We start from the raw sequence: 23,096 nt of genomic DNA on the forward strand, positions 1-23,096 counted from the left end.
GGCGACAGCGCCTTCCTCGACCGCGTGCGCGAGGCGAGGCGAGGCGCTCTCGCCCTCGCCCGCCATCAGCAGGCGACCGCCGCCCTGCTGGACCAGTTGCCGGTCTGCGTATTGGTCGCAACGTTGTGGGGCGAGGTCGAGACGGTCAACGACGCGATGCGCCGGTTCTTGCGCGCGGCGGGAATCGACGACGCGACCCGGGTGCCGCTGCACCGCCTGTTGCGTCGCCTCACCGGCGCGGACGACGCCGCGGTTCACGAAGCACTTCGCCAGTTGGTGGTCGACCGGGCGCACCTACGCCTCACGGGGCGTCTCGAACCGGCCGCCGGACCGCCGTCGACCTACGAGCTGACCTTGTCGCGCGTCGGCCGGGGCGACACGCCGGACGTGCGCGACGCCGGCCCCGTGTCCCGACTGCTGCTCACCATCGCCGAGTCGATCGACGTCGCCGTCGACCGCGTCGACTGGCGCTGGTCGCTCGCGAACGACGCCGCCCGCGCGATCGACGTGCGCGCCGTGCTCGAGGAGACCGTGCGTCAGCTCCGCCGCGGGGACGCTCCGCCGCGGCGGCCGGTCATCGTGGAGATGCCCGACACCGTGCCCGCCGTCGCCGGCGACGGCGCGGCGCTGGCCGACCGCCTGGTCGCGCTGTTGCGCGAGACGCTCGCGCAGGGGCCGGCCGACGAGTCTGCGCGGATCCAGATCGACGACGCCGACGACGCGGTGGAGATTCGCGTGATCGAGCCCGCGGCGGTCCTTCCGGCGCGAGAACTCGCCGCCATCGAACGAGGCGACGGCCCGCGGGCGTTCGTCGAGGGGTCGTTGGGTGCCCGCATCGCCGAGTTGGTCCACGTCGTCGCGACGAGCGACGGCCGCGTCACCGTCACCAGCGACATGAGCGACGGCACCCAGGTGCGCATTCGCTTGCCCAAACGGCGCTCGTAACCGCGATGGAAGCGACGCTGCAGGTTTTCCCGCGCGGCCTCGACCAGTCGATCCTCGTCGGCGTCCTCGTCGGCGTCTGGATCCTGCTGGCGATGACGGAGTGGTTCGGTTGGGTGTTCGTGGGACTCGTGGTGCCCGGCTACCTCGGCTCGCTGTTCGTGATCCTGCCGGCCGCCGCCGTCACCGTCGTCGTCGAATCCGTCCTCACCTACACGCTCGCGCGAACCATTTCCGATCGGCTCGCGCGCGCCGACCCGTGGGCGCCGTTCTTCGGGCGCGACCGATTCTTCTTGATCGTGCTCGTGAGCGTCGTCGTGCGCCAGGCCAGCCAGTTGTGGCTCGTGCCGGCCGGCATCGCATGGATCGACACGCATTTCGGCACTCACCTGTCTCTGCGGCAGGACTTCTTCAGCATCGGTCTGGTGCTCGTGCCGCTCACCGCGAACACGTTCTGGAAACTCGATCTGCGGCGGGGGATGTTTCAGACCGGCGTACCGGTCGCCCTCACGTACGCGGCGCTCGCCTACGTGCTGCTGCCGCGGACGAATCTGTCGTTCGCGGCGTTCGAGCTGACCTACGAAAACGTCGCGCTCGACTTCCTCGGAAGCGCCAAGGCATACATCATTTTGCTGACTGGCGCGTGGTTCGCAGCCCGCATGAACCTTCGATACGGCTGGGACTACAACGGAATCCTCATTCCGGCGCTGATCGCGCTCGTATGGGTGTCGCCCCTCACGGTGGCGGTGACGTTCGCCGAAGTGATCGCACTCGTGCTGTTTACGCGTGCGATCACGGCGCTGCCGCTGCTGCGCACGGCCAATCTCGAAGGGCCGCGCAAGACGGCGCTCGTGTTCACGGTCGGGTTCGCCTTGAAGTTCGCCACGGCATGGCTGCTGGCTCGCCTGGCGCCGGACTTCGAAGTCGTGCAGTTGTTCGGATTCGGCTACGTGCTCACCAGCCTGCTCGCCGTCAAGATCCTTGCCAAACGCGAAGTCGGGCGGGTGATCGCACCGGCCGCCGCGGTATCCGCCGCCGCGTTCGTCACCGGCGTGGCGATGAGCTTCGCGCTACAACAACTCGCACCCGCCGCGGCCACCGCGCGCGCGTCGACCGGCCCGAGGGTCGTCGCCACGACCCGGTTGCTGCGAAGTGCGCGCGGCGTGGCCGAACTCGCGCGCGCCCGCGCTCGGCCAGCCGGGACCGCGCCGCCGGCCCAACGGCTCGCACGGCTGTGGGCGTCGGTCGACCGGTGGCTGGCGGGGGATGCGCGCGCTCGCGCCGACGTCGCCGCCGCCGCCGATGCCGCCGGCGTCCGCCTCATCGAGCTATCCGACGAGCCCGGTCGGTTTGCACTCGTCGAACGTGAGGAGCGACTCGCGCACCAGGTGGGACGTGACACCGCGGTGCTCGTTCCCGGGGCGGCGGGGCCGGTGCTCGCGGTCCCGCGCCCGCGCGGCGACCCGGCGGCCGCGGCGCTCGCTGCGACGTTGTGCGACGCGCTCGCCTGCCGCGCGATCCTGTTCGCGGGCGTGGACGTGCCGCGCGGTGCGGCCGGCGACGCGACCGCTGCCGCGTTCCGAGCGACCGCGCGCTCCCTGCGCGGCGCGCCCGCGCTGTGGATCGACGTGACCGCCGACGTGACCGCCGGGGCGCCGACGATTCACCTGCGCCACACGTTACCGCCCGGCATCGACCTGTCGGCCCTCGCGACCACCACACCGGCGATCACGTGGCGCGCGCCGCCCGGCTTCGACCGCGTGTGGAGTGAGAGCCGCCAGCTCGCCGTGCTGCGGATGCATCCCGACGACGCGCGGGCGCGTGCGATCGCGGCCGCCGGCGCGATCGCGCGCGAGCCAGGCGGTGCTGCGGCCCTGTTGTGGCCACCCGACCGTGGTCGCGACGCCGAGCCCCCGTTGTCCGACACCGAACTCGTCGTGCTGCAACGCGAGGTGATCGCGCCGCTGTCGGCCGCGGCGGAGACCGGCGACGGCGGCGCGGTGGCGTGGGCCGCGCACGTGGCCGCGCTGCTCGACTACCGCGTCGCGCGGATCGACGACTGCGGCGATGGCGGCGCGTGCTGGGTCCTCCACCGGCCGGACGACCTCCGCGGCCGCGTCGCGGTGGCGGTGCGCGCCGACGCGCCGCGCGCCGTCGGGGTCGAAATCCCGCACCCGGCCCGCGAACCGGGCTCGTTCGGCGCCGGATTCGCGGCGTGGACCTCCCTCGGTGCGGCGTTCGTCATCGTCGATCCGGCCGACGACCCGGCCGCGAACCCGACCGCCGCCGATGGCGCGGCCACGCCGTTTCACGCGGCACATGAAGCGATCTCGGACGCGCTCGCCGACCGCGCGGGCGCGGCGATCTTGCAGCTGCGCGGGTACGCGCCGTGGCGGCCGGTCGACGCGCCGGTCGTCGTCGGGCTCGGCGCGCCCGTCGCGGTGTCGGATGCCGTGCCCGCCGCGGTGCGCGATCTGCTGCGCACCGGCGGACCGCTGGCGTGGCTGCCGCAACCGATCCGGTTCGCGGACGGCGGCGCCGACGTCGTGGCGCTCGCCGCGGCCGGCACACCCCAGATCGTGTACTCGCGCGCGACCGCGGGACCGCCGGTGGCCGTGATGTGGCTGTCGGCCGCCGCGCGGGCCCCCATGGCGCCCGCGCACGACCCCGCGTGGAGTCGCGCGCTCGCCACTGCCGGCGTCGTTCCGGTCGACGGCGACGTGGCGTCGGCGCTGGTCGAACCCGCGCGCGGTGCCGCGCCGGCCGGCGCACTCGACGAACTCGTGTCGCTCGCGGACGCGCTGTCGCGATCTCGGAACCCGCAGTTCGCGCGCGCGCTCACCCGCGCCGCGCGGAGGCTGCGCGGCGCGCGTTGGACCGCCGTGCGCAGCGCAGACCTCGGCGCCACCTACGCGGTCGTCGTCGCCGACCGGCGTGGCGCGATCGAGCGCGCCGCGGTCCGCCTCGCGACCGCGAGCGCCGAGTGCGCGACCGCGCCGCTGTCGCCGGCCGACGTTCGCACCATCCGGCTCGCCCTCGCGCGGCGCTGCCGCACGGTGCGCGTCGTCGGGAGGCGGCCGCGATGACCCGGTGGCTGCCGCACGCAACCGCCGCGGTCACGCTTGCGGCGATCGGCGCCGCGCTGTACGCGGTCGCGGCGCGCTCGGCCGAACGGCGCACGCGTCTCGACGTAAAGATCGCGAACGCTGAGCGCATCCTGTACTACGACGTCCGCGCCGATCGCGGCCCGCGCTTTGCGCTCACCGGCGACACGCGCGACATCCAGATCGTGTCGCATGCCGTACTGCCCGGCAGCATCGCGTTCGACCCCCAGCGGCGCGTGCTGTACGGCCTGCGCCTGCGCATCACCGACGGCGAGCACCCGGTATGGGAACGCGTGTTCTACACCGAATCGCGCCAGTCGAAGGCCAATCGGACGGGCGGGCTGTGGGCCGACGAAAACGCTTTCTCGCTCGACGAAAGCATCGAACTCACCGACGACCGCCGGATGCGAGTCACCCTGCCGGCCACCGTCACAGCCGGCCATACCCTCGAACTCACCGCGGTCGGCGACGTCGATCTCGTCCTCGCGCGCGTGTACGAGATCGTTCCTCGCTCATCGATCGACATCGATCGCAAGCTCGCGCGACTGTCGGCCGACCAGGTGCAACGGTGGTTCGCCTCGGCCACGTTCGTGCCCTGGGCACTGTGGCCCCGCGCCGACCAGCGCGCCGCATTGCGCCTACACGCGCGCCGGCTGGCCGCGGTCGGCGACCGCGGCACGGACTACACCGCCCACGTCATCTACTACACGGGATTCCGCTTGCCGGTCGAGGACGTTCCGCGCGCACGACCGCCGGAAGTGGATCGGCATCGTGCGCTGGCGTTCAACGTCGTGGGTCCCGGGGCCGTCAGAATGACGATCGCGCCGGTCGCCCGCGATGCGGACGCGCCAATTGCGACCGTGTGGTTGCGCGACGTCACCGACGGGACGCCGGCACCCGCCCCGATCGGTGCCGTCGCGCCGGGGGCGCCACCGCTGGTGCACACCGTGTCAATCGGCCCCGGCATCCACAGCCTCCACCTGTTTACCGACTCACCCGCGCCGCTGTCCGTGATCGCGACGGCCGAGTCGGGGCGCCCGATCGCCGAGCCCGTTCGCATCGCGGGCGTCGCCACGCCGGCCATCGTCCCCGACGTCCGCCGGTTCCCCGTCTACCTCGCACACGCGGAGGCGGTCACCGCGCCGATCGTGCCGGGCACCGGCACCCTCGACCAGCTCATTCGGGTGGACGTGCGCGCGGTCGGCCCCCCTGGCGGCGACGCGCCGGACCGCGTCGGCGTGCGCCTCGCGTTCTTCGACGCCAACGGCGCACCGACGGGTACGTTCGACCGCGTCGTCCGCACGGAACACGCACCGTTCGAACGGCTCGGCGGGATGGCGGCTGAGCCACGCCCGGTGTCGGAACCGGTCGCGCTGCGCATCATTGCGCCGCCGCGGTCCGCTCGCGTCGACGTCACGGCTGGCGGTCCCGCGGCCGTCCGCCTGTACGCCTACGCCGATGACGACGACGAACTCGACGCGCCCTACCGCGACTGGCCGGTCGACGGCGCCCGTTGGCGCTATGCGCCACGCGTTCGCCGCCGGTGGCTGCCGATCGTTCCGGCCAACGCGGAGGCGCTCGCGGCCGCGGGCTTGCGCGCGACGATCTCCTCGCAGGTCCGTCTCGAGCCCCGGACGACGGGCCGCCGCGGGCGCGAGCCGGCGACGGAAGCCACCGTGTCCGTGCGCCCGCTCGGCACGCCGCCGCAGGCGCGGATCGTCGAGCCGGTGGAGGCCGGCGACCGCGAGACGGTGGCGGCGCGCTGGCCGCCTGGAACGGTCGCCTACGTCGAGCCCGGTGCGGCGCGCGCCTACGACACCGCGCGCGGCGGCCCCCAACGCGTCAGCGTCTACTACTGGGTCGATCGCGCCGACGTCGGCGCATCGATCACCATCGCCGTCGACGGCGTCGACCGCGTCCGGCGGCGCACGACCGCTACGCACGGGCGCATCACCCTGCCGCGGCTGGCCCCCGGCCACCACACGATCGCAGTCGCCGCCCCGGCGTCGGCGCGCATCGCGGTCGATCGGCCTCCGGTCGACGCCTCGGGGGTCGCGCTGGCGCGGATCCGCCGGGTCTACGCGCTCGATCGCGCGCCGCTGCGCGTGCGCGTACGCAAACCGTCGGCCGCGCCGGTCGCGGTGCGCGCCGTCATCTACGCGCCGGAGCGAACCGCGTCGCCCGTGCCGGCGCTCGACATCGCTGTCGACGGCGGCGGACCGCGGCGCGTGTCCGGGCGGCTGCTGCCGCGCGTCACGCCGTCACGCCGGCGCGTCGCACTGCCGCCGGCGCGCGCGACGCAACCGGCCGCCGTCCTCGAGACGCTCGAAGGGATCGGGTTTGCGCGCGTCGTCTCGGCGCCGATCGGCAGCGATATAATCGCCGGGGCGCACACCGTGACCGTAGCCAACTCGTCCGGCCGCCGCCTGTGGGTCCGGTTCTACACCACCGCCGAGCCGGCCGACGACAGCGAGCGCATGATCCAGTGGAAGCGGAGCGATCCATGACCGTCCGCGCGGCGGTGTACCTCGCGGTCGGGGCGTGCGCCGCGCCGGCCGGCGGCACGGGGTCGGCCTCCTTTGTCGCCGGGGGACCGGCGCGCACCCTGTCGGTCGAAGCCGCCCTGGCCGAACTCCGGCCACCCGACCGCAATGCACCGTTTGCCGACACGACCGCCGCCGAGCACGACTACCTGCGCGCGGCGTTCGACGCGCTGTGGCGCGGGCGCGTCCCCGCCGGCAGCGCCGGCTTTGTCGTCGAGCGCTGGGTCGTCGACGGACAGCGGTTCGTCGTGTTGCGCGAGCGGCCCGGCACCGCGCGAGGCGCGGGCATCTACGTGTTTCGCACCGGCGGCCGCGGCGATGTCGTGCTGCAGGCGCCGCACGGCGGCTTCGACCGCTACACGCTGTCGCTCGCGGCCCGGTTGTTCTTCTCGCCGGTCGCGGCCGGCCGGGCGCGCGCGCTGTACGTCAACAGCGTCGACCGCCGGCAGACCGCGAAGGGAGAGCGCGGCGGCGACCCGCACGGCCCCGCCGACCTCGCGCGCGCGAGCGAACACGCGTTCACGACGCTCACCGAGCTCGCGGCGCGTGCCGGCGCCGCCGCCGTCGTGCAGATTCACGGCTTCGGCGCGACGCCCGCCGGCGTCGACGCCATCGTGAGCGCGGGCGACGACACCGCGCTCGCGCCACGCGCGGCCCGCACCGCCGCCGCGCTCGCCGCCGCGACCGGCGCCCGGATCGCGCGATATCCCGACGACGTCCGCGTGCTCGGCGGAACCCGCAACGCGCAGGGCCGCGCACTGCGCGGAACGGCGACGGCATTCGTCCACGTGGAACTGTCGCTCCCCCTCCGGCGCACGCTCGCGGCCGACGCGGCGATGCGGTCCGCGTTCGGGCGCGCGCTGCTCGCCCCCGGCGACCGATGACCGGCCGCGGGCGTACAGTGTGGCTGGCGGTGGCCGTCGCCGCCGCGGCCGGCGGTCGCACCGCGGCGGCCGGCGACGACGGAGTGCGCTGGCGGCCGCGCGCCGTCGTCCCCGTGGCCGTCGCGGGTCCCGCGATCGCCGCGCGGCTGCCCGCCGGCGGCGCAGCGACCGACGAGCCGGTCCGGATCGGCCCCGCGCGCGGCGTCCTGTTCGACCTGCGGCCGCTCGAGGTCGCGCGCGTGCGCGCGACGGCGCCGCCGTCGTTCGTGCGCGTCGAGCCGTCCGGCGTGCGCGTGCAGGAACGCGGCTTGCCCGCCGCTGCGGGCCAGTGGTACGTGGTCCAGCCGCCGCACGCGCGCGGCCGCTGGCTCGTGACGGCCGCCGAGCCCGCGACCGTGACCGTGGACGAACTCGTCGCACTGCGGGGTCGCACCGCCTGGCGCAGCGCGCGCGACGCCCTGCTCGCGTGGATCGATCGCGGCGGTCCACCGCCGGATCTGCCCGCGGCCGGCGCCGCGTCGCTGCGCGCGCGCGTGCGCGGCGAGCAGGCGGTCGCGGCCGAACTCGCCGGCGACGACCCCGCGCTGCAGCGCGCCGCGCGCGCGTGGCGGAAGGCGTCGGCGCTGCTGGCGCTGTTGCGCGTACAGCCCCATCTTTCGTTCGCGTTTCGCCACGCGGCGATCGACCTCGGCGCGCGCGAGTCGGTCGCGGTCGCGGGGATCGACTACGCCGCGGTCGACGAGCCGATCGACCGCACGGTATGGCTCGACGGCCCCGGCGTGATCGAGATCCAGGTGCGCGCACGCTTTCCCGACGCCACCGCCGATCCGCGGTCGGTTCGCGTCGCCGTGTTCGACGACGCCGGGCCGCTCGCGCGCACCGACCGACTGCTGCGCCCGTTGCACGCGGAACGGCCGAGCGCTCGGCGCCCACCGCTGGCCGACACCGAGCCGCTCGTGGACGCCGCGGGACATCCGGTGAGCGCGGCCGTGCGCGCAGTCGCGGTCGCGCGGATCGGCCGTCACCGCTATCGCATCCGTGTGGACGCCGGGCCCGCGCTCGTGCGCGCGCGCGTCGCTCGCCGGCTGCCGCGCCTGCGCGAATGGCTCACTCGCTCCGGCACGATCACGGCATACGCGCGCGCGGCCCGGCGGGCGCTCGCCGGGCGTCGCGGTGCGCGCGCCGGCGCGCTGCGCGCGCTGCTCGCCGACATCGACGGCGGCCCGGCGCCGCGCATACCCGGCGCGTGGGCGGCGGCGCGGCGCGTGCGCAGCGCCGCGCGTGTGGACGACGCCGCGGCCGACGTCGCGCGCGCCGTTGCCGCGTGGCGCGATCCCGTCGCCCGCGCATGGGCGCTCGTTTCGGCGGCCGAGGCCGCGTGTGCGCGCGACCGCTGCGACGTGGCCGCGCGCCTCGTCGCGGACCTGCCGCCCGCGGCGGCGGACACCGATCTGGCCGCCGCGCTCGCCGAAGCGCTCGCACCGTATCGCGACGGCGCCCCCGCGGCGCTCGCGGCGGCCGCGGCGGCGTGGCGGCGCGCGCCGGCGGCCCCGCCAGCGCGCGCCGCGCTGCTCGCCGCGTGGTACCGGCGCGCCGCGTGGCGAACCGCTCTCCCGGTCGGCGGAGCCGCGATCGGCGCGGCCGACTGGCTCGTTCCCCGCGCAACGGTTTCGGCGGTCGAGCCGGCATGGTGGCAACTGCCGGTAGGCCGCGCCGTCCCGATCGACGTGCCCGCCGACCCGCTCGATCCCGACCGGGCGACGGTGTTGCGCCTGCGCGTCGCCGCGGCGACCGACGCGGCATCCGCGATCGCCGTGGCGGTCGACGCGACGAGGTGGTCGGGACCGATCTCCGCGCCGGTCGACGAGATCGACATCGCGGTCGCGCCGGGCCGGCACGATGTGCGCATCGACGCCGCCGGTGACGTGCTCGCGCTCGTCGACGCGCCGGCGGCCGACGGGACGCTGCCGCCCGCGCCGGCGCGCACCGAGCGCCTGTGGCCCGCCGGCGTCGGCGGAGCGGCAACTCGATTTCGCGTCGCCGGCGCGACCGACCGATTGCCGGTCCGCGTCGTGGTCCGCACCGCGAACGGCGCGCGCAGCGCGCCCCGGTCGATTCGACTGCACCCCGACCTCGGGCCGCCGGTCGACCTGTGGCTGCCGCCGGCGCCGGCAGACGACTCGGCTCGCCCGCTTCCCGGCGCGCCGGCCGTGTCGGCCGCGGCGACCGCCGTCGTGTGGTTGCCGCCGCTGGTAGACGACGTGTGGTTCGAGCCGGCCGATCCCGACCTGCTGGTGTCGGTCGCCGTGCGCGACGACCGGCGCGACCGCATCCGACGGGCCGGCGTCCCGGCACGGCCCGTCGGTCCACCGATCGCGCGCCCCTCCGATCCGCTGTCCGCGATCGCGGCCGCTTCTCGGCGGCTCGCTGCGGCCCCTGGCGACGCCGCGGCGTGGGTCGATCGGGCCAGGGCGCTGGTCGCGCTCGGTCACCCGGGGCGTGCGGCCGCCGATCTGCGCCGCGCGGCCGCCCTCGTGCCGGGCGACGGGCGGCTGCGTGCGGTGGTCGACGCGGTCCTCGCGCGGGTCGCAGGCGATCTCTCCGGTGCCGCGCTCCCCCGCGCGGGCGCTCTCGCCAACCTGCCGGCGCTGATCGCGCCGCCGGCGCTGGCCGGCCCCGCGGCGGCCGCGTCGGCGGCGCGCGCCCGGACCGCGCGCGCCGCCGGCGAGTTTGCGGATGCGGTGCGCGCCGCCGCGCACGGGTTCGTCGCCACCGGTGCCTGGCAACTCGGGTTGTCGGCCGCCGCGGACACGATCGCTGCGCTCGCGCGTAACGGAGAGGATGCCGCCGCGATCGCGCCGCTCGCGTACGGCCTCGCGGCCCGGGTCCGCGAGGCCATCGAACACCCGCGCGTGCGGCTCGCGCTCGCGCTGGCCGCCAGGGCGTCGCGCTGGCGGCGCGTGCGCGGCGTCGCCGCGCCGGGCGGGTTCGAAACGCTGTACGAGCCAGTCGACCGATCTGACGACCCGGCGAGTGCGCTGTTCGAGGCGTTGGTCGCGCCTCCGTGGCCCGGACACGAGGTCCATCTGTTGCGTCCGGGACAATCTGCTGTGTTGCGCGCGCAACCGAAGCGCCCGCTCGAACTTGCCATCGACGTGTGGTGCGCCCGCGTGGCCGCCGACTCCGACGCCGCCACCTGCCCGCTGATCGCCGCCGTCGACGGCGTCGACCGCGGCCGCATCGCCGCCCACGTCGGCCGGCCCGCGCGGCTTCGCGTCGGCCACCTCGCGCCCGGCCCCCACCAGGTCGAGGTGACGCTCGCGCCGGAGGCATACGGCGCGGGTGTAGCCGTGCGGTTCGTCGACGTCACGACCACCGCCGAACGGCCGCTCGCGCCGCGCGTCCCAGAACCCGCCCACGTCGCCCGCGACGACGCGCCGATCCGCGCCTCCATCCCGGGGACTACCGCGCTGCGCGTGCGCGCCCGCGGCTACGGCGCCGCGCCCGCCCGATCGGTCGACGTCACGGTCCGCGGTCCCGGCGACTCGCGCCGGCTCGCGATCGCCCTGGATCGGTCGCCCGACCCGGACGCCGCCGGCGAGATAGAACGCGCCGGGCTCGCGGTCACGCGGCCGGTCGAGCGCGTCGTCCTGCTGCCCGACGACGGCGTATACGACGTCACGATCGCGGCGCGCGGCGGCGCGGCGGCGGTGACGCTTGCCGTGCGCGCGCCCGCGCCGGACGCGCGGCCGCCGGGCAGCGACACCGACGTGCCGGCGGCCGCCGGCAGTGCGAGCAGTTGGTCGCTGCGGAATCCCGCCATCGCGTTCGTCGACGCCCCGCTCGCGGAGCGCCGCACTCCGGCACCGCTCACCTGGTCTGCCGGCGCATCCGTCGGGCGCGACTCGATCGACGCCATCGACGGCGACCAGGCCCCCGCGATCACGCGCGCGGACGCGCGCATCGATGTGCGCCGAGCGGTCGACGAACGCCTGTGGCTACACGCGAGCGGGCGCGCGCGGCGGCTCGCGGGACAGGCGGTCACGTGGGGCGGCGCCGGGCGCCTGTACGCACGCGCCTTGCCGGCTGACCTGCAGGTGGCCGCGTCCGTGTCGATGTATGCGCAACGCATCGAAGGCGAATCGGCGCACGCCGCGCGCGTCGCCGCCCGCGTGGCGCGCCGGTTCGCGGCATCGCCGGCGATTGCCGTGACGCCGTCGCTCGAGCTGCGCGGCCGATGGCTGTCGCGTTCGGCGCGTCCGGCCGGCGGCGCCGACCCGCTCGTATTCAGCGACTACGCGGCCGGGCACCCGCGGTCGATCGCGCCGCGCGTGCGCGCCGTGTGGCAGCCGCTGCAAGACGCCCGCGTGATCGCGACGGCCGAGGCGATCGCCAACGGCCCGACCGGCACGCTCGATCAGGCGTCCCTGGCCGTGGCCGGCGAGGCGGTCGCGGACGTACGCTGGCTCGGGCGCCCCGCGCTGCGGCTGCGCTATCGCCCGGTCGCCCTGCGCGCCGACGGAGCGCGCAAAAACGGTCTCGTGCGCCACGACGTGACCGCGCGCGCCCGCTGGTACGCATGGCGATCCCGGCACGGGCGGCTCGTCGTCGAGCTGGACGCGGGCGTCTACGCCGGGACCGCCGCGCGGTGGCTGGCGACGATCGGCGTGCGCTACGACGTGCTCGGCGGCCGCGGCACCCGCGACTTCGCGCCGCCAGACCGCGAGTTCGACGACTTCACTGCGCCGCGCGTGTGGGAGGATGTGCCGTGATCGAACGCTGGCGGCGCTGGCGGCGCGTCCGCGCTGAACGCCGCGCCGAAGTCGCGCAAGCGGCGCCGCACGCGGCGCTCATCCGCACGCTCGTCGAGGACCACCTACCCGAACTGCAGCGGCGCGCGCGTCGCCGCGCCGTCCGCGCGTTGTGCGACCGGCTGGTGGCGCTCGAGCGGTCTCCCTACCCGCTGGTGGAGGAACAGCGCGCCCGGCAGCTCGCGATCCTGATTTCCCGCGCGCAACAGGCAATCGACCGACTCGATGCCGACATCCACCACCGCGATCGCCGATTTGCCCACTTTGCCGCGATGGCGACGCAAATCCAAACGGACGAGGACCGGCGCGAACTGTTCACTCAGTTCGTCCGGGAGACGGTGACCGACCGGCGCGCGTTGCGCGGCGACCTCCGCGCGCTCGATCGCGATCTCGATCTCGACGCGCTGCGCGAGCGCCACGCGCGCGAGCGCCATCGCTTGCTCGTGTGCGCAGAGGTGGCGATCCACTTCATCCGCGGCGCCGCGCACGCCGCCCTGTCGGCCGACCGCGACGCCGTCTCCGTCGGCGAACTCGTCGAGGATATCGGCACGTTCGCATTTCTTGCCGACCGGGTGGACGTCGGGCCGCGCTGGATCGACCGCGTCGCCGCGCTCGACGCGCTGATCGCCATCGCCCGCGCGGCGGCCGACCGCGGTGGTCTGCCGGATAGCGCCCGGCGCACCGCAGATGCGTGGCTCGACCGCGCCCGCGACCGCGCCGACCACCCGTGGGTTCAGGTTCGCGCGATCGAGCTGTTGTTCGCCCTGGGCGACCCGCGAGCCGCCGATGTCGTCCGCGAACGCCTCGCGCCGGACGCATGGGCGGACGCGCCGCCGCGCGACTTTCTCGCGCGCGCCGAAGTCGCGGTGCTCGCGCTGCGGCACGACATCGACGCCGTGTCCGTCGACGACCCGAGCGAACACGTGCGCATCGAGGTGTGCCGTCGGCTCCCCACAACAGCGCGCGCCGTGGACATCGCGGTCCGGCTAGCGGAGGCGAGCGAGGCGAGCGCGAACGTCCGCGCGGCCGCCGTCGACGCGCTCGCACGCGTGATTGCGACCGCGGTGGAACCAGACGCCGTAGTTCGCGCAACCGATGCGTTGTGCGCCCGCTTGGCCGCCGAGCGCGACCCCCTGCCGCTCGAGGTCGCGTGCGACCGGCTCGCGGAGGCGGCCGCGGCGCGGTCCGACGCGCTGGACCGCGAGCCGTTCGCCGCGCTGGCGCGCCGGTGGATCGAGGCGCTCGCCCACGCCGGCGTGCGCGACGACGTGAGCGCGGCGACCGCCGAAATCGCCAACGCCGCGGCCGAGGCGATCGAGCGCGAGTGCACCCCGGCGCGCCGCGCGCTCGACCGCGCGCTGCGCGATCTCGTCGCGTCGGTTCCGCCGGGCGGCCGCCGGCGGTTTCGTACATCGGCGCTCCCTCCGGCGGTGGACGCAGCGCTGTCGGAGCCGCGCACGCTCGGCCGCGCGCTCGCTGCGATCTCGCGCGACGGGCTCGGCGTCTCCGCGTCGCTGTCCGCCGGGCGGCTCACCGTGTGGCGAGGCGATCGGTTTCGCCGGCGGCTGTGGCGCATCTTGCACGAGTTGCGCAATCCGGCGCCCAACAAGCGCCAGGGCTACGTGCACACGGTTGGCCGGACCCCCCGCGGCGAACTGCGCGGCCCGCCCGGCCGGCTCGACGAGGCGACCGCGACCACGGTGCCGGGCGAGCGAGTCCAGATCGCGAGCGACTACGGCTGGGGCCGCCACTTGCCCGCGGTCGACGACTTGCTCGGCCTGCCGCTGTGGTCGAGCGCCGCCGTCCATCTGTTTTCGAGCCACGGCGTCACGACGCTCACGCCACCGGCGCGGCTGTGGGCCCGGCTGCGCGCGCGGCTGATCCTCACGTGGCGCTATGCCGCGTACGCGGACCTGCGGCGATCGGCGCTCGAAGCGATCAATCGGCGCGAGCGCGGCCGCTTCATTCGCCAAGTGCGCGACGAACTCGGCATCGACGCGTCGTTTTCGCCGTACCGGCGCGGCGAGCTGCCATCGGCGGCCCACGCCAGCGTCGCCGCGCTGTTTCCCGCGCCGGCGCGGGCGCCGGACGCCGGACCTCCGGTTCGCGCGCTCGCACTGGTGCCGGGGCCGGACCTGGTCGCGCGCGCCAGGGAATGGCTCGACGCTCACATCGACGAATTGCTTTCGTACACGGGAACGGGCCAGGCGGCGCTCGCGCTGTTCGTCGGCGCGGCCGCCGCCGTGCACATCGGCGGCGCCTATCGACGGCGGCGCGCCATCGAGCGAGCGCGGGCACAAATCCCGCTGTCGATCGGCGGCTGGGGGACCCGCGGCAAGTCCGGAACCGAGCGAATCAAGGCGGGCTTGTTTCACGGTCTCGGCTTCGAAGTGTTCAGCAAGACCACCGGCTGCGAAGCCATGTTCATTCACTCCGTCGGCGGGCAGCGCGCCGAGGAGATCTTCATTTACCGGCCGTACGACAAGGCGACAATCTGGGAGCAGGCCAACATGCTCGACCTCGCCGCGCGGCTCGGCGCGGAGGTGTTCTTGTGGGAATGCATGGCTCTCAACCCGCGCTATGTCGAAATCCTTCAGCACGGCTGGATGCGCGACGACCTTGCAACGCTCACCAATGCATACCCAGACCACGAAGACATCCAGGGACCGGCCGGCAAGGATGTCGCCGAGACGATCGCGCGATTCATTCCGCGCAGATCGACCGTGTTCACGAGCGAGGTGAACTTCCTGCCTCTGTTCGAGACGGTTGCCTCCGCACGTGGGACGCGGCTGATCGCTGTGCCGGCGCGCGACGCCTCGCTGCTCGGCGAAGACCTGCTCGCGCTGTTTCCATACCGAGAGCATCCGCACAACATCGCGCTGGTCGCGCGCATGGCGGAGGAACTCGGCATCGAACGCAACCTCGCCATTGCGACGATGGCCGAACACGTGGTGCCGGACCTCGGGGTGCTCAAGACCTACCCGACCGTGACCGTGCGCGGGCGCGACATCACGTTCGTCCAGGCCATGTCCGCCAACGAGCGCACCGGGTTTCTCACGAGCTGGCGGCGCATCGGACTCGACCACTGGTCGACGGACGACGATCCGCGCGGCTACATCGTCACGGTGGTCAACAACCGCGCAGACCGGATCCCCCGTTCGGAGGTATTCGCGCGCATCATCGTGCGCGACATCGCCGCCGATCGACACATGCTGATCGGCACCAACCTCGAGGGGTTGCGTGGCTACATCGCGGCCGAAGTGGACGCGCTGCTGGCTGACGAGCCGGTCTTGACGCCCGACGACCTTGGCGCGAGCGACGAAGACGTTGCGTTCGAACGCGTGGCGCGCCACTTCGATCGGCTGCGCGTACCGCGCCCCGAACCCGTGCTGATTGCCGCCCGGCTGCGCGACTGCGCAAACGCGTGTGGCTTCCGCGTCGATGCCGACGCGGTCGCGGCGTTCGCCGCCTCGGCCGAACGGTGGCTCGCACCGCCCGACGACGCGGCGAAGCGCGACGGGTCGGTCGACGTCGCCGACGTAATCCGCGAGATCGACGGCGATCGCCAGCTACGGGACGCGCTCGAACGCGCATGCCGCCGGCGGCAGACCGAAACGCCGGAGACGGTCGAAGCGATCGCACCGCCGACGGCTAGCGACGTGGCGGCCGCGATCGTGCGCGAACTTGCGCGCATGGTCGTGCGCGCGCGGGTCACGCGGGCCGTGCGCCACGCCGTCGCCGCCGCCACCCCGGACGCCGCGCGCCATGCCAACGCCCTGTTCGAGCGGGCGTACCGCTCGCTGCTCACCGACGCCGTCGTCTCCGTCGACGACCCGAACGCGACCGGCGACCAGTTGATCGACCGAGCCGCGCGCCTGGCGCCCCCCGGCGCGAGGCTCGCGTTGGTCGGTTGCCAGAACATCAAGGGGACCGGCCTGGACTTCGCGCACCGCTGGGTGTCGATCGACACGGTCGTGCGGCTGGTGGACGCGCTCGCGAGCCCGCGGGCCGACGTGCGCCAGGCCGCGCTCGCCGAACTGGAAGCGTTCGAAGATCACGGCGTCGTATCGGCGGCGATTGCTCGCCACGCCGTGCGGCAGGGTCCGCCCGCCGCTGCCGCGCCGGACGAGGAGGCGGCGTTCGCCCGCCTGCGCGGTCGCCTCGACGAAGTCTACGAGGCTCGACTGCGTGCGCTCACGGCCACGGCGACGCGCTCGCGGCTGGCGCGCGCGGCCGACTGGATCGAGGGCGGCGTCGACTTCGCCGACGCGGTCGCGCGGCGGCGGCGGGCCGACGCCGTGCTCGCCGATCTGGTCGCGGGCCGGCTGTCACACGGTCGGGCGGCGCTGCGCATGCGGGACCTCGTGAGCCGCGGCAAGGGCGGCTGGCTCGCGAAGTCGCTGGCCGGACGCCGAAGCAGGGGATGACGCGGTGCGCTGGGCGCCATGTGTGCCGGCAACCTACACGCCGGCCCCCTATCAACTCGCCGCTCCCTCGACCGACTGGAGGAGCATGACGCTCGTGCTCGCATTGATCGGCGCCGCACTCGCGGTCGCCGTCGTCCAGCGGTATCGCCGGCGCGCGGCGGCGCTCGCGCACGACGTGGCGGCCCTCGTGTCGGAAAAGCGACTTCTTGCGGCGCGCGCCGCCGTGCGCGGCGCGTTTGCCGACGCGAGCCGCGAACGCGACCTGTGCTTGGCCGACGTCGTCGATGCGCTCGCGGACGTCGACGGCGTCGCGGGCATCGCGCTCGCGGCAGGCCGGTTCACGTGCGCGCGCGGCGCGGCGATGACCGTGGAGCAGCTTCCGCATGTCGCCCGACGATTGCCGTCACCGGCCGACCTCGACGCGCTGTTCCCGGGCGCGTACGCGCGCAGCGTGTCCGTCGACGACGACGGCGTCCTGCTCGCGTGGATCGCGATCGCGGGCGACGCGGCAGCCGACCGGCGGTTTTGCGAGGAGGTCCGGCGGGGCGTGCACGCCGCCCTCGTCGCGCACGCCCGCGGCGAGTCGACCGGCAGCCCCGCGCAGTTCCGCACGACTCGCGTGATGACGACCGAGGCATTGTGGAAGCACCGGCGCGCCGCCGCCGGGCCGACCGCCGCCGCGTCGTAGCGCGCCGCCGCCGCGCGGCCGCAAGCGGCGGCGGGCCTCGCCGCGGGCCGACCGGCTCGCGATGTGCTATGCCTGTCGCCGTGCTGACGCGACGGCAGCTGTTGGCGCTGGCCGGCGGCGGTGCCGCGTGGTGGGCGACCCGTCGGGCGCACGCAATCGGCCCCGGCTCGAAATTTCGCATCGGCCACGTGGTCCACGCCGGCAACTGGAACCCGCGGCCGACGGCCCTGCGCCGCCTGCTGTGGGAAGTCGACAAGCGCACGTCGATCGACGTCGACCTGGACCCCAAACCGGTGCACCTCACCGACGACAGCCTGCATGACACGCCGTTTCTTTACCTGTCGGGGGACGGCGACATGCCGCTGCCCGACCGGCGATCCATCGACCGACTGCGCCGCTTCCTGACCTTCGGTGGGTTCGTCTTGGTGGACTCTGCCGAGGGGCGCACCGACGGCGCGTTCGACCGATCGGTCCGCCAACTCGCGAGCGCGCTGTTCCCGCCGCCGTCGCCCGGCCCGCAGATCGTCGACCGCGACCACGTCCTGTACAAATCCTTCTATCTGATCGACCGGCCGGTCGGTCGTTTGGCCATCAGCCCAGTGCTCGAGGGCATCGCTCACGACGGCCGCTTTGCGCTCGTGTACTGTCAGAACGACCTCGCCGGCGCCTACGAGCGGGACAACTTCGGCAACTACGCACTGCGCTGCGACCCGGGCGGCGAACGCCAGCGCGAACTCGCGTTCCGCCTCGGGATCAATCTGGTGATGTACGCGCTGTGCAACGACTACAAGAGCGACCAGGTCCACGTCGAGTTCATCATGCGGCGTCGACGTTGGCGAGCCGACGAGTAGCGCCGGCGGTAAGCGATGGCCCTCGATTTGCTCGACAGCTCGATCCGATGGTCGCTCGCCGGCGCCGGCCTTGCGCTGATCGCCACGGCGTTCGCCCTGCGCGCGCGCAGAGGCGCGAGCGCATGGGTCGCGCGCGTCGGCGCGGCCGGTTTCGTGTTGCTGGGCGCGGTCGTCGCCGAGCGCACGGCCGTCTGGGCGGCAACCCGCGCGGCGCCCGCCACGACCGACTTCAACGAGCACCGATGGATCCTGCTCGCGCCGTGGGGACGACTCGGGCTCGCGCTGGGCGCCGCGGCCGCGGTGGCGATCGTCGCACTCGGCTGGAGAGCGAGCGCCCGACTGGCGAGCCCTTGGCGTCGCGCTGCCGCCGTTGGATTGCGCACGGGCGCCGCGGCAGCCGCCCTCGTGCTGTTTCTCGAGCCGGCGGTCGAACTACGCCAGGTCGCGCGCGAGCCGAATCACGTCGCGGTCGTCGTGGATCGGTCGGCGTCCATGGGCCTCCGCGACGCGCCCGCCGGTCCGTCGCGCGCCGAGCGCGCGCGGGACATTCTCGCGCGGTCCGCGAGCACATTCGCCTCGTGGGCGGACCGTCACCGCGTCGACTTCTACACGTTCGCGGAATCTCTCGAGCCGGCCGCGGGCGCCGGCGCGCCGGCGACGGCCCCTGAGGGAAATGCGACGTTGCTGCGCGAGGCGCTCGAACAAGTCCGCAAGCGCTATGACGGCGCCGACCTCGCCGGCATCGTCGTCCTAACCGACGGGATCGCGACCGGCCGGTTTGCCGACGGCGCCAGCGATGGTGCCGCGCGCGACTTTTTGCGCGGCATCGACGCGCCGGTGCACGCGGTGTGGGTCGGTCGCGCCGGCTTGCGAGATGTCGCCGTCGCGAAGCTGCACGTCGACGAGTTCGCGTTCGTGCGCACCGTCGTCAAGGTCGAGGCCGTCCTGCGCACGACCGGCTATGGCCCGCGCCGCGTCCCGGTCGCACTCACGCGCGAAGGCAAGCTCGTTCGGCAAAAGTGGGTCGATCTTCCGGCGGGTGCGGGTACGGCGACGGTCTCCTTCGAGTTCACGCCGCAGCGGGTCGGCAAGTTCGTCTACGAGATCGCGACACCGGTGTCGCCGGATGAAGCCGTCCAGACCAACAACTCGCGCGCCTTCGTCCTACGGGTGATCCGGGACAAGATTCGCGTCTTGCAGGTCGCTGGCCAGCCGAGCTGGGACGTTCGCTCGCTGCGACGTTTGCTCAAGCGCAATCCGAACGTCGACCTCATCTCGTTCTTCATCCTGCGGACCCACGAAGACGTGCAGCCGGTGCCGCAGCACGAGATGTCCCTCATTCCGTTTCCGACGCAAGAATTGTTCGGGGAACAGCTGCCCTCGTTCGATCTGATCGTGCTGCAGAATTTCGACTTTTTGCCTTATGGCATCGGCGTTTATCTCGACAAGATTCGCGAGTATGTCGAGGGGGGCGGCGGTCTGATCATGCTCGGAGGCCCCGGGTCGTTTTCGAGCGGCCTGTACGCCGGTACGCCCGTTGCGCGCGCGCTGCCGGTCAAACTGCTCGCCAATAACACGCCCCTGTCTCAGCTGCTCGACACATCGACGTTCACACCGCGGCTCACGCGCGCCGGCGCGGCGCATCCGATCGCGGCTCTCCGCTATGAACCGGCCGACAACCAAGCGGCGTGGGCCAGCCTGCCGCCGCTCGAAGGCGTCAACCGCGTCGGCGACGTAGTGGACGGCGCCGTCGCCATAGCCGTCCACCCAACGCTCAAGACCCCGTCCGGCCGGCCCATGCCCGTGATCGCCGCAGGCAGTTACGGCGACGGCCGATCGATCGCCGTGATGACCGACTCGCTGTGGCGATGGGGATTTGTCGCGGCCGCACGCGAAGGCAACGACGGTCGCTACTACGAGAAGTTCTGGGAGAACGCGATCCGGTGGGCCATCCAGGATCCCGAATTGAGCCATCTGCACGTCGAAGCCGACGCACCCGAGTATTACGCCGGCGCCCCGGTCCGCCTCGACGTGCGGCTGCTTGGCGCGGACTACACACCCGCCGCCGGCGGCGAGGTCGATCTCGACATCGCACGCGTGAACGACGACGGTGGCGAGCAGGTCGTCGCGAGCGCGCGCGTCACGGTCGACGAAGCGGGCGAAGGCGCCCACACACTACACGCGCCGGATCATCCCGGGCCGTACCGGGTGCGTGCGCGCGCTGCGGTCGCGGGTCGCGCCGCGACCGCGGTCGACCTGTTTCTCGTGCGCGAGGGCAGCGCCGAGTTCGAACGCCCCGCCGCCACTTTCGACCTGCTTGCTCAGATTGCCGACCAGACGGGTGGACGCCTGCTGGTCGACGCCGATGCGCTGCCCGCCGATCTGCCGTTCCGGCCGCCGCGCGTGGTTCGCGTCGATCGCCGCGCCGATGTCGAAGTGTGGAGCCAGCCGTGGTTGCTGTTCGCGGCGTTGCTGCTGCTCGGCCTCGAGTGGGGCTTGCGCCAGCGCGCGGGCACACTGTAGAAACGCGATCGCATGTTGCAACCCGATAGCCTGGTGCTCGATCTGATCTTCAAGGCGGACGCGCCACCGTCGTCGGATGCGCTGATCGACGCGTTGGGCGAGGACGTCGCCCGGTCGCGCAAGCTGTTCAATCCCGACGCGGTCGATCCGCGAATCGAGATGCAACTGTCCCCGTCGATGCCCTTCCGGCGGCGCGGGGAGGCGCGGCTGATGATCATCGACGACTCGGTCGCTCCGATGCGCAAGGACCCGAACGAGCCGATCGTGCCGCTCGACTTGCGCGGCGAAAAGGAACGGTTGATCGCGCTCGTCGACGCGCTCGACTGCCGCCTCGGCCGGATCATGGCGCTTGGCACGTGGGGCGAGGCGGTAATCGTCGCGCGATCGGCGCGCGATCTGCGCGCGATCGCGCTGATGTCGTGGGTGCTCGATCCGCTGGTCGACGTCGACGGCCACAAGCGTGCGCAACCTCTGTCGAAGCAGGAGTTCGAACAAAAGATCGCCGCGTACGACAAGCGCCTCGACGAGCTCGACGAGGCGGCGATCCTGGCGGATCTCGGACCGGCTACGTTTGAACGCCGGGGCGATCTGCTCGTGGTCGACGTGCTCGAGCCCGACGGCACGTGGGATCTGCGAAAGTCGTACGCGATGGAAATCGCGCTGCAGGCGCTCGATCGCTTTTCACTCATACCGGGGGCGCCGGCCAGCGCCGCTGAGCGCGCGGCGGAGCCCTCGTCGCCTTCGGCCCCCGATGCACAACCTGCGGTGGAGCCCGAGCCGACCGGCAGTCCGCTCACGAGCATCGACCACGGCGGCCACGTCGTACTCGTGTTTCCCGCCGACCGCTGGGATCTCGACGTCGCCGCGGCGCTCGGCAAACGAGACTGGGACAGCCTGCTTCGCTCGTCCGATCCGATCCCCGGCCCGATTCGCGACCGCATCCGGCGCGAGGGCGCCGGTTTCATCGCTCCGCTGGAGTTTCTGTCCGAAGTGTTCGTCGACGGGACGCCGCTGTCGCGGCCAGCGTTCGAGGCGGCGGCCACCGTCCATGACGGAGGCGTGCGCACGCTTCGCGTGCACTGTCCGCGCTTTGGCCCGGCGCTGTTGATCGCGTCGCCGCGCGGGCGTTTCATCACGTCCGAGGTCGACGCCGGGCCCGCACTGCTCGACGCCATCGGCGTCGCCTGAACCCATGCGCCGCATCGCGCCGACGACACTGGCCGCGCTGGCCGCGCTGGCGTCGGTCGCGACAGCGTTCGCGCCCGCGCGCGCGGAACAGCCGGTCGCAGCGCCTGCGGGCGACGTCGTGTACGCAGCGGACGGGGCACTGTGGCGCATCCCCGCCGATGGCTCGAGTGAACCGCGCCGGCTCGCGATGCTACCGGCCGGGGCCGGCGCACCGACGCAAATCATCGCGAGCCCAAATGGTGCGCTCGTCGTGGTGGTGTTCGGCGAGGCGGTCGGCTGGCTGCAACCGGGAGACGGCGACCGCGCGCTCGCGTGGGCGCCATGTGGGCCACCGGTCGCAGTAGCGCCGGACGGCGGCGGCTTCGTCTGCTCCACCGCCGCCGGTCCGGTCCTGCAACCGCGTGCCTGGCGGGCGGTTACAGTCGGCGGAGGCACCACCGCGGCGGCATGGTGGTCGGCGGATGCGATCGCGGTCGTGCGCGACGGCGCGCTCGTCGTCGAACCGACCGCTGGTCGCGCTCGCGACGCGCGCGTGCTCGCCGCGCAGGCTCCAGACGGGCCGTTCGTACTGTCGCCCGACCGGCGGCGCGGCGTCGGCGTCTATGCCAATGCCGACGGCGAGCGCAGCCTGTACGGGTTCGCGCTCGACGGGCGAGCCGCGCGGCGCAAGCTCGGGGGCGACGCGACACCGGTCGCGTGGGACGGGAGTTCCAGGTGGGTGCTGGTCGCCGAGGACGGCTATGCCTGCGTCGTTCGCGCCGTCGGGGGCGAGTACAAATGCTGGCGTCGCTACACGCCACTGGGGTTTTCGCCCGACAGTACCTACGTGCTACTCGCCCGCGACGGCCGATTGTTCGTCGCCCCGATCGCGGGGGTCGAGGCCGTGCGGCCGCGACCAGTCATCGGCGCGGACACCGGCGCGTGGATTGCCGCCGCCGACAACTGACCGCCGAATCGCCGGCGGCGGCGTCTGGCGGATGGCCCGGCACTGCCGCGCGATGGCCGCGCGCGGCTACTCGTTCAGCACGCGCTGCAATAACTCGCGGAGGCCGCGCGCCGTCCACGGCTTCGTGACGACGTGATGCACGACGCCACTCGCGATCGACTCGCGCACCATCGGATCGTCCTCATAGCC

Annotated in this window: 10 protein-coding genes; all 10 read left to right on the forward strand. The window is 73.8% G+C overall.

Going from position 1 to position 23,096, the window contains the following annotated elements; genetic code table 11:
- Positions 1 to 945: hypothetical protein (locus D6689_15420; GenBank protein RMH39850.1), on the forward strand; the 945-nt coding region annotated here is incomplete at its 5' end.
- Between the two features lie 5 nt (positions 946 to 950).
- Positions 951 to 4,028: a hypothetical protein gene (locus D6689_15425; GenBank protein RMH39851.1), complete on the forward strand. Its 3,078-nt coding sequence runs from the start codon at positions 951 to 953 to the stop codon at positions 4,026 to 4,028.
- Positions 3,926 to 6,553, forward strand: coding sequence for a hypothetical protein (locus D6689_15430; protein ID RMH39852.1), 2,628 nt, complete (start codon positions 3,926 to 3,928; stop codon positions 6,551 to 6,553). Before D6689_15425 ends, D6689_15430 begins: the two co-directional genes overlap by 103 nt.
- Complete coding sequence (locus D6689_15435; GenBank protein ID RMH39853.1) at positions 6,550 to 7,473, forward strand: hypothetical protein; 924 nt, start codon at positions 6,550 to 6,552, stop codon at positions 7,471 to 7,473. The genes D6689_15430 and D6689_15435 overlap by 4 nt, the downstream gene beginning before the upstream one ends.
- A gap of 29 nt (positions 7,474 to 7,502) precedes the next feature.
- Positions 7,503 to 12,245 carry a hypothetical protein gene (locus tag D6689_15440; protein RMH39854.1) on the forward strand — a complete coding sequence of 1,581 codons (4,743 nt, stop codon included), beginning with the start codon at positions 7,503 to 7,505 and terminating at the stop codon, positions 12,243 to 12,245.
- Positions 12,242 to 16,711 (forward strand): hypothetical protein, encoded by a 4,470-nt coding sequence (locus tag D6689_15445; GenBank protein RMH39855.1) that lies wholly within the window; start codon positions 12,242 to 12,244, stop codon positions 16,709 to 16,711. Before D6689_15440 ends, D6689_15445 begins: the two co-directional genes overlap by 4 nt.
- Before the next feature lie 18 nt (positions 16,712 to 16,729).
- On the forward strand, positions 16,730 to 18,250 hold the full coding sequence (locus tag D6689_15450; GenBank protein RMH39856.1) for a DUF4159 domain-containing protein: 1,521 nt from the start codon (positions 16,730 to 16,732) through the stop codon (positions 18,248 to 18,250).
- A gap of 15 nt (positions 18,251 to 18,265) precedes the next feature.
- Positions 18,266 to 20,773, forward strand: a complete 2,508-nt coding sequence (locus tag D6689_15455) for a hypothetical protein (GenBank protein RMH39857.1) — start codon at positions 18,266 to 18,268, stop codon at positions 20,771 to 20,773.
- Between the two features lie 12 nt (positions 20,774 to 20,785).
- The gene (locus D6689_15460) at positions 20,786 to 21,961 is read left to right on the forward strand and encodes a hypothetical protein (GenBank protein RMH39858.1); all 1,176 of its coding nucleotides are present in this window, start codon (positions 20,786 to 20,788) and stop codon (positions 21,959 to 21,961) included.
- A 4-nt stretch (positions 21,962 to 21,965) separates the two neighbouring features.
- Positions 21,966 to 22,907, forward strand: coding sequence for a hypothetical protein (locus tag D6689_15465; protein RMH39859.1), 942 nt, complete (start codon positions 21,966 to 21,968; stop codon positions 22,905 to 22,907).
- The last annotated feature ends 189 nt before the right edge of the window (positions 22,908 to 23,096 follow it).

This window comes from Deltaproteobacteria bacterium, assembly GCA_003696105.1.
GTDB lineage: Bacteria > Myxococcota_A > Polyangia > Haliangiales > J016 > J016.

What these genes read in the sequence shown, in the direction of transcription:
- D6689_15425 (RMH39851.1), top strand. Translation starts at nt 951, where the DNA reads ATGGAAGCGACGCTGCAGGTTTTCCCGCGCGGCCTCGACCAGTCGATC.
- D6689_15435 (RMH39853.1), top strand. Translation starts at nt 6,550, where the DNA reads ATGACCGTCCGCGCGGCGGTGTACCTCGCGGTCGGGGCGTGCGCCGCG.
- D6689_15450 (RMH39856.1), top strand. Translation starts at nt 16,730, where the DNA reads ATGTGTGCCGGCAACCTACACGCCGGCCCCCTATCAACTCGCCGCTCC.
- D6689_15455 (RMH39857.1), top strand. Translation starts at nt 18,266, where the DNA reads ATGGCCCTCGATTTGCTCGACAGCTCGATCCGATGGTCGCTCGCCGGC.
- D6689_15460 (RMH39858.1), top strand. Translation starts at nt 20,786, where the DNA reads ATGTTGCAACCCGATAGCCTGGTGCTCGATCTGATCTTCAAGGCGGAC.
- D6689_15465 (RMH39859.1), top strand. Translation starts at nt 21,966, where the DNA reads ATGCGCCGCATCGCGCCGACGACACTGGCCGCGCTGGCCGCGCTGGCG.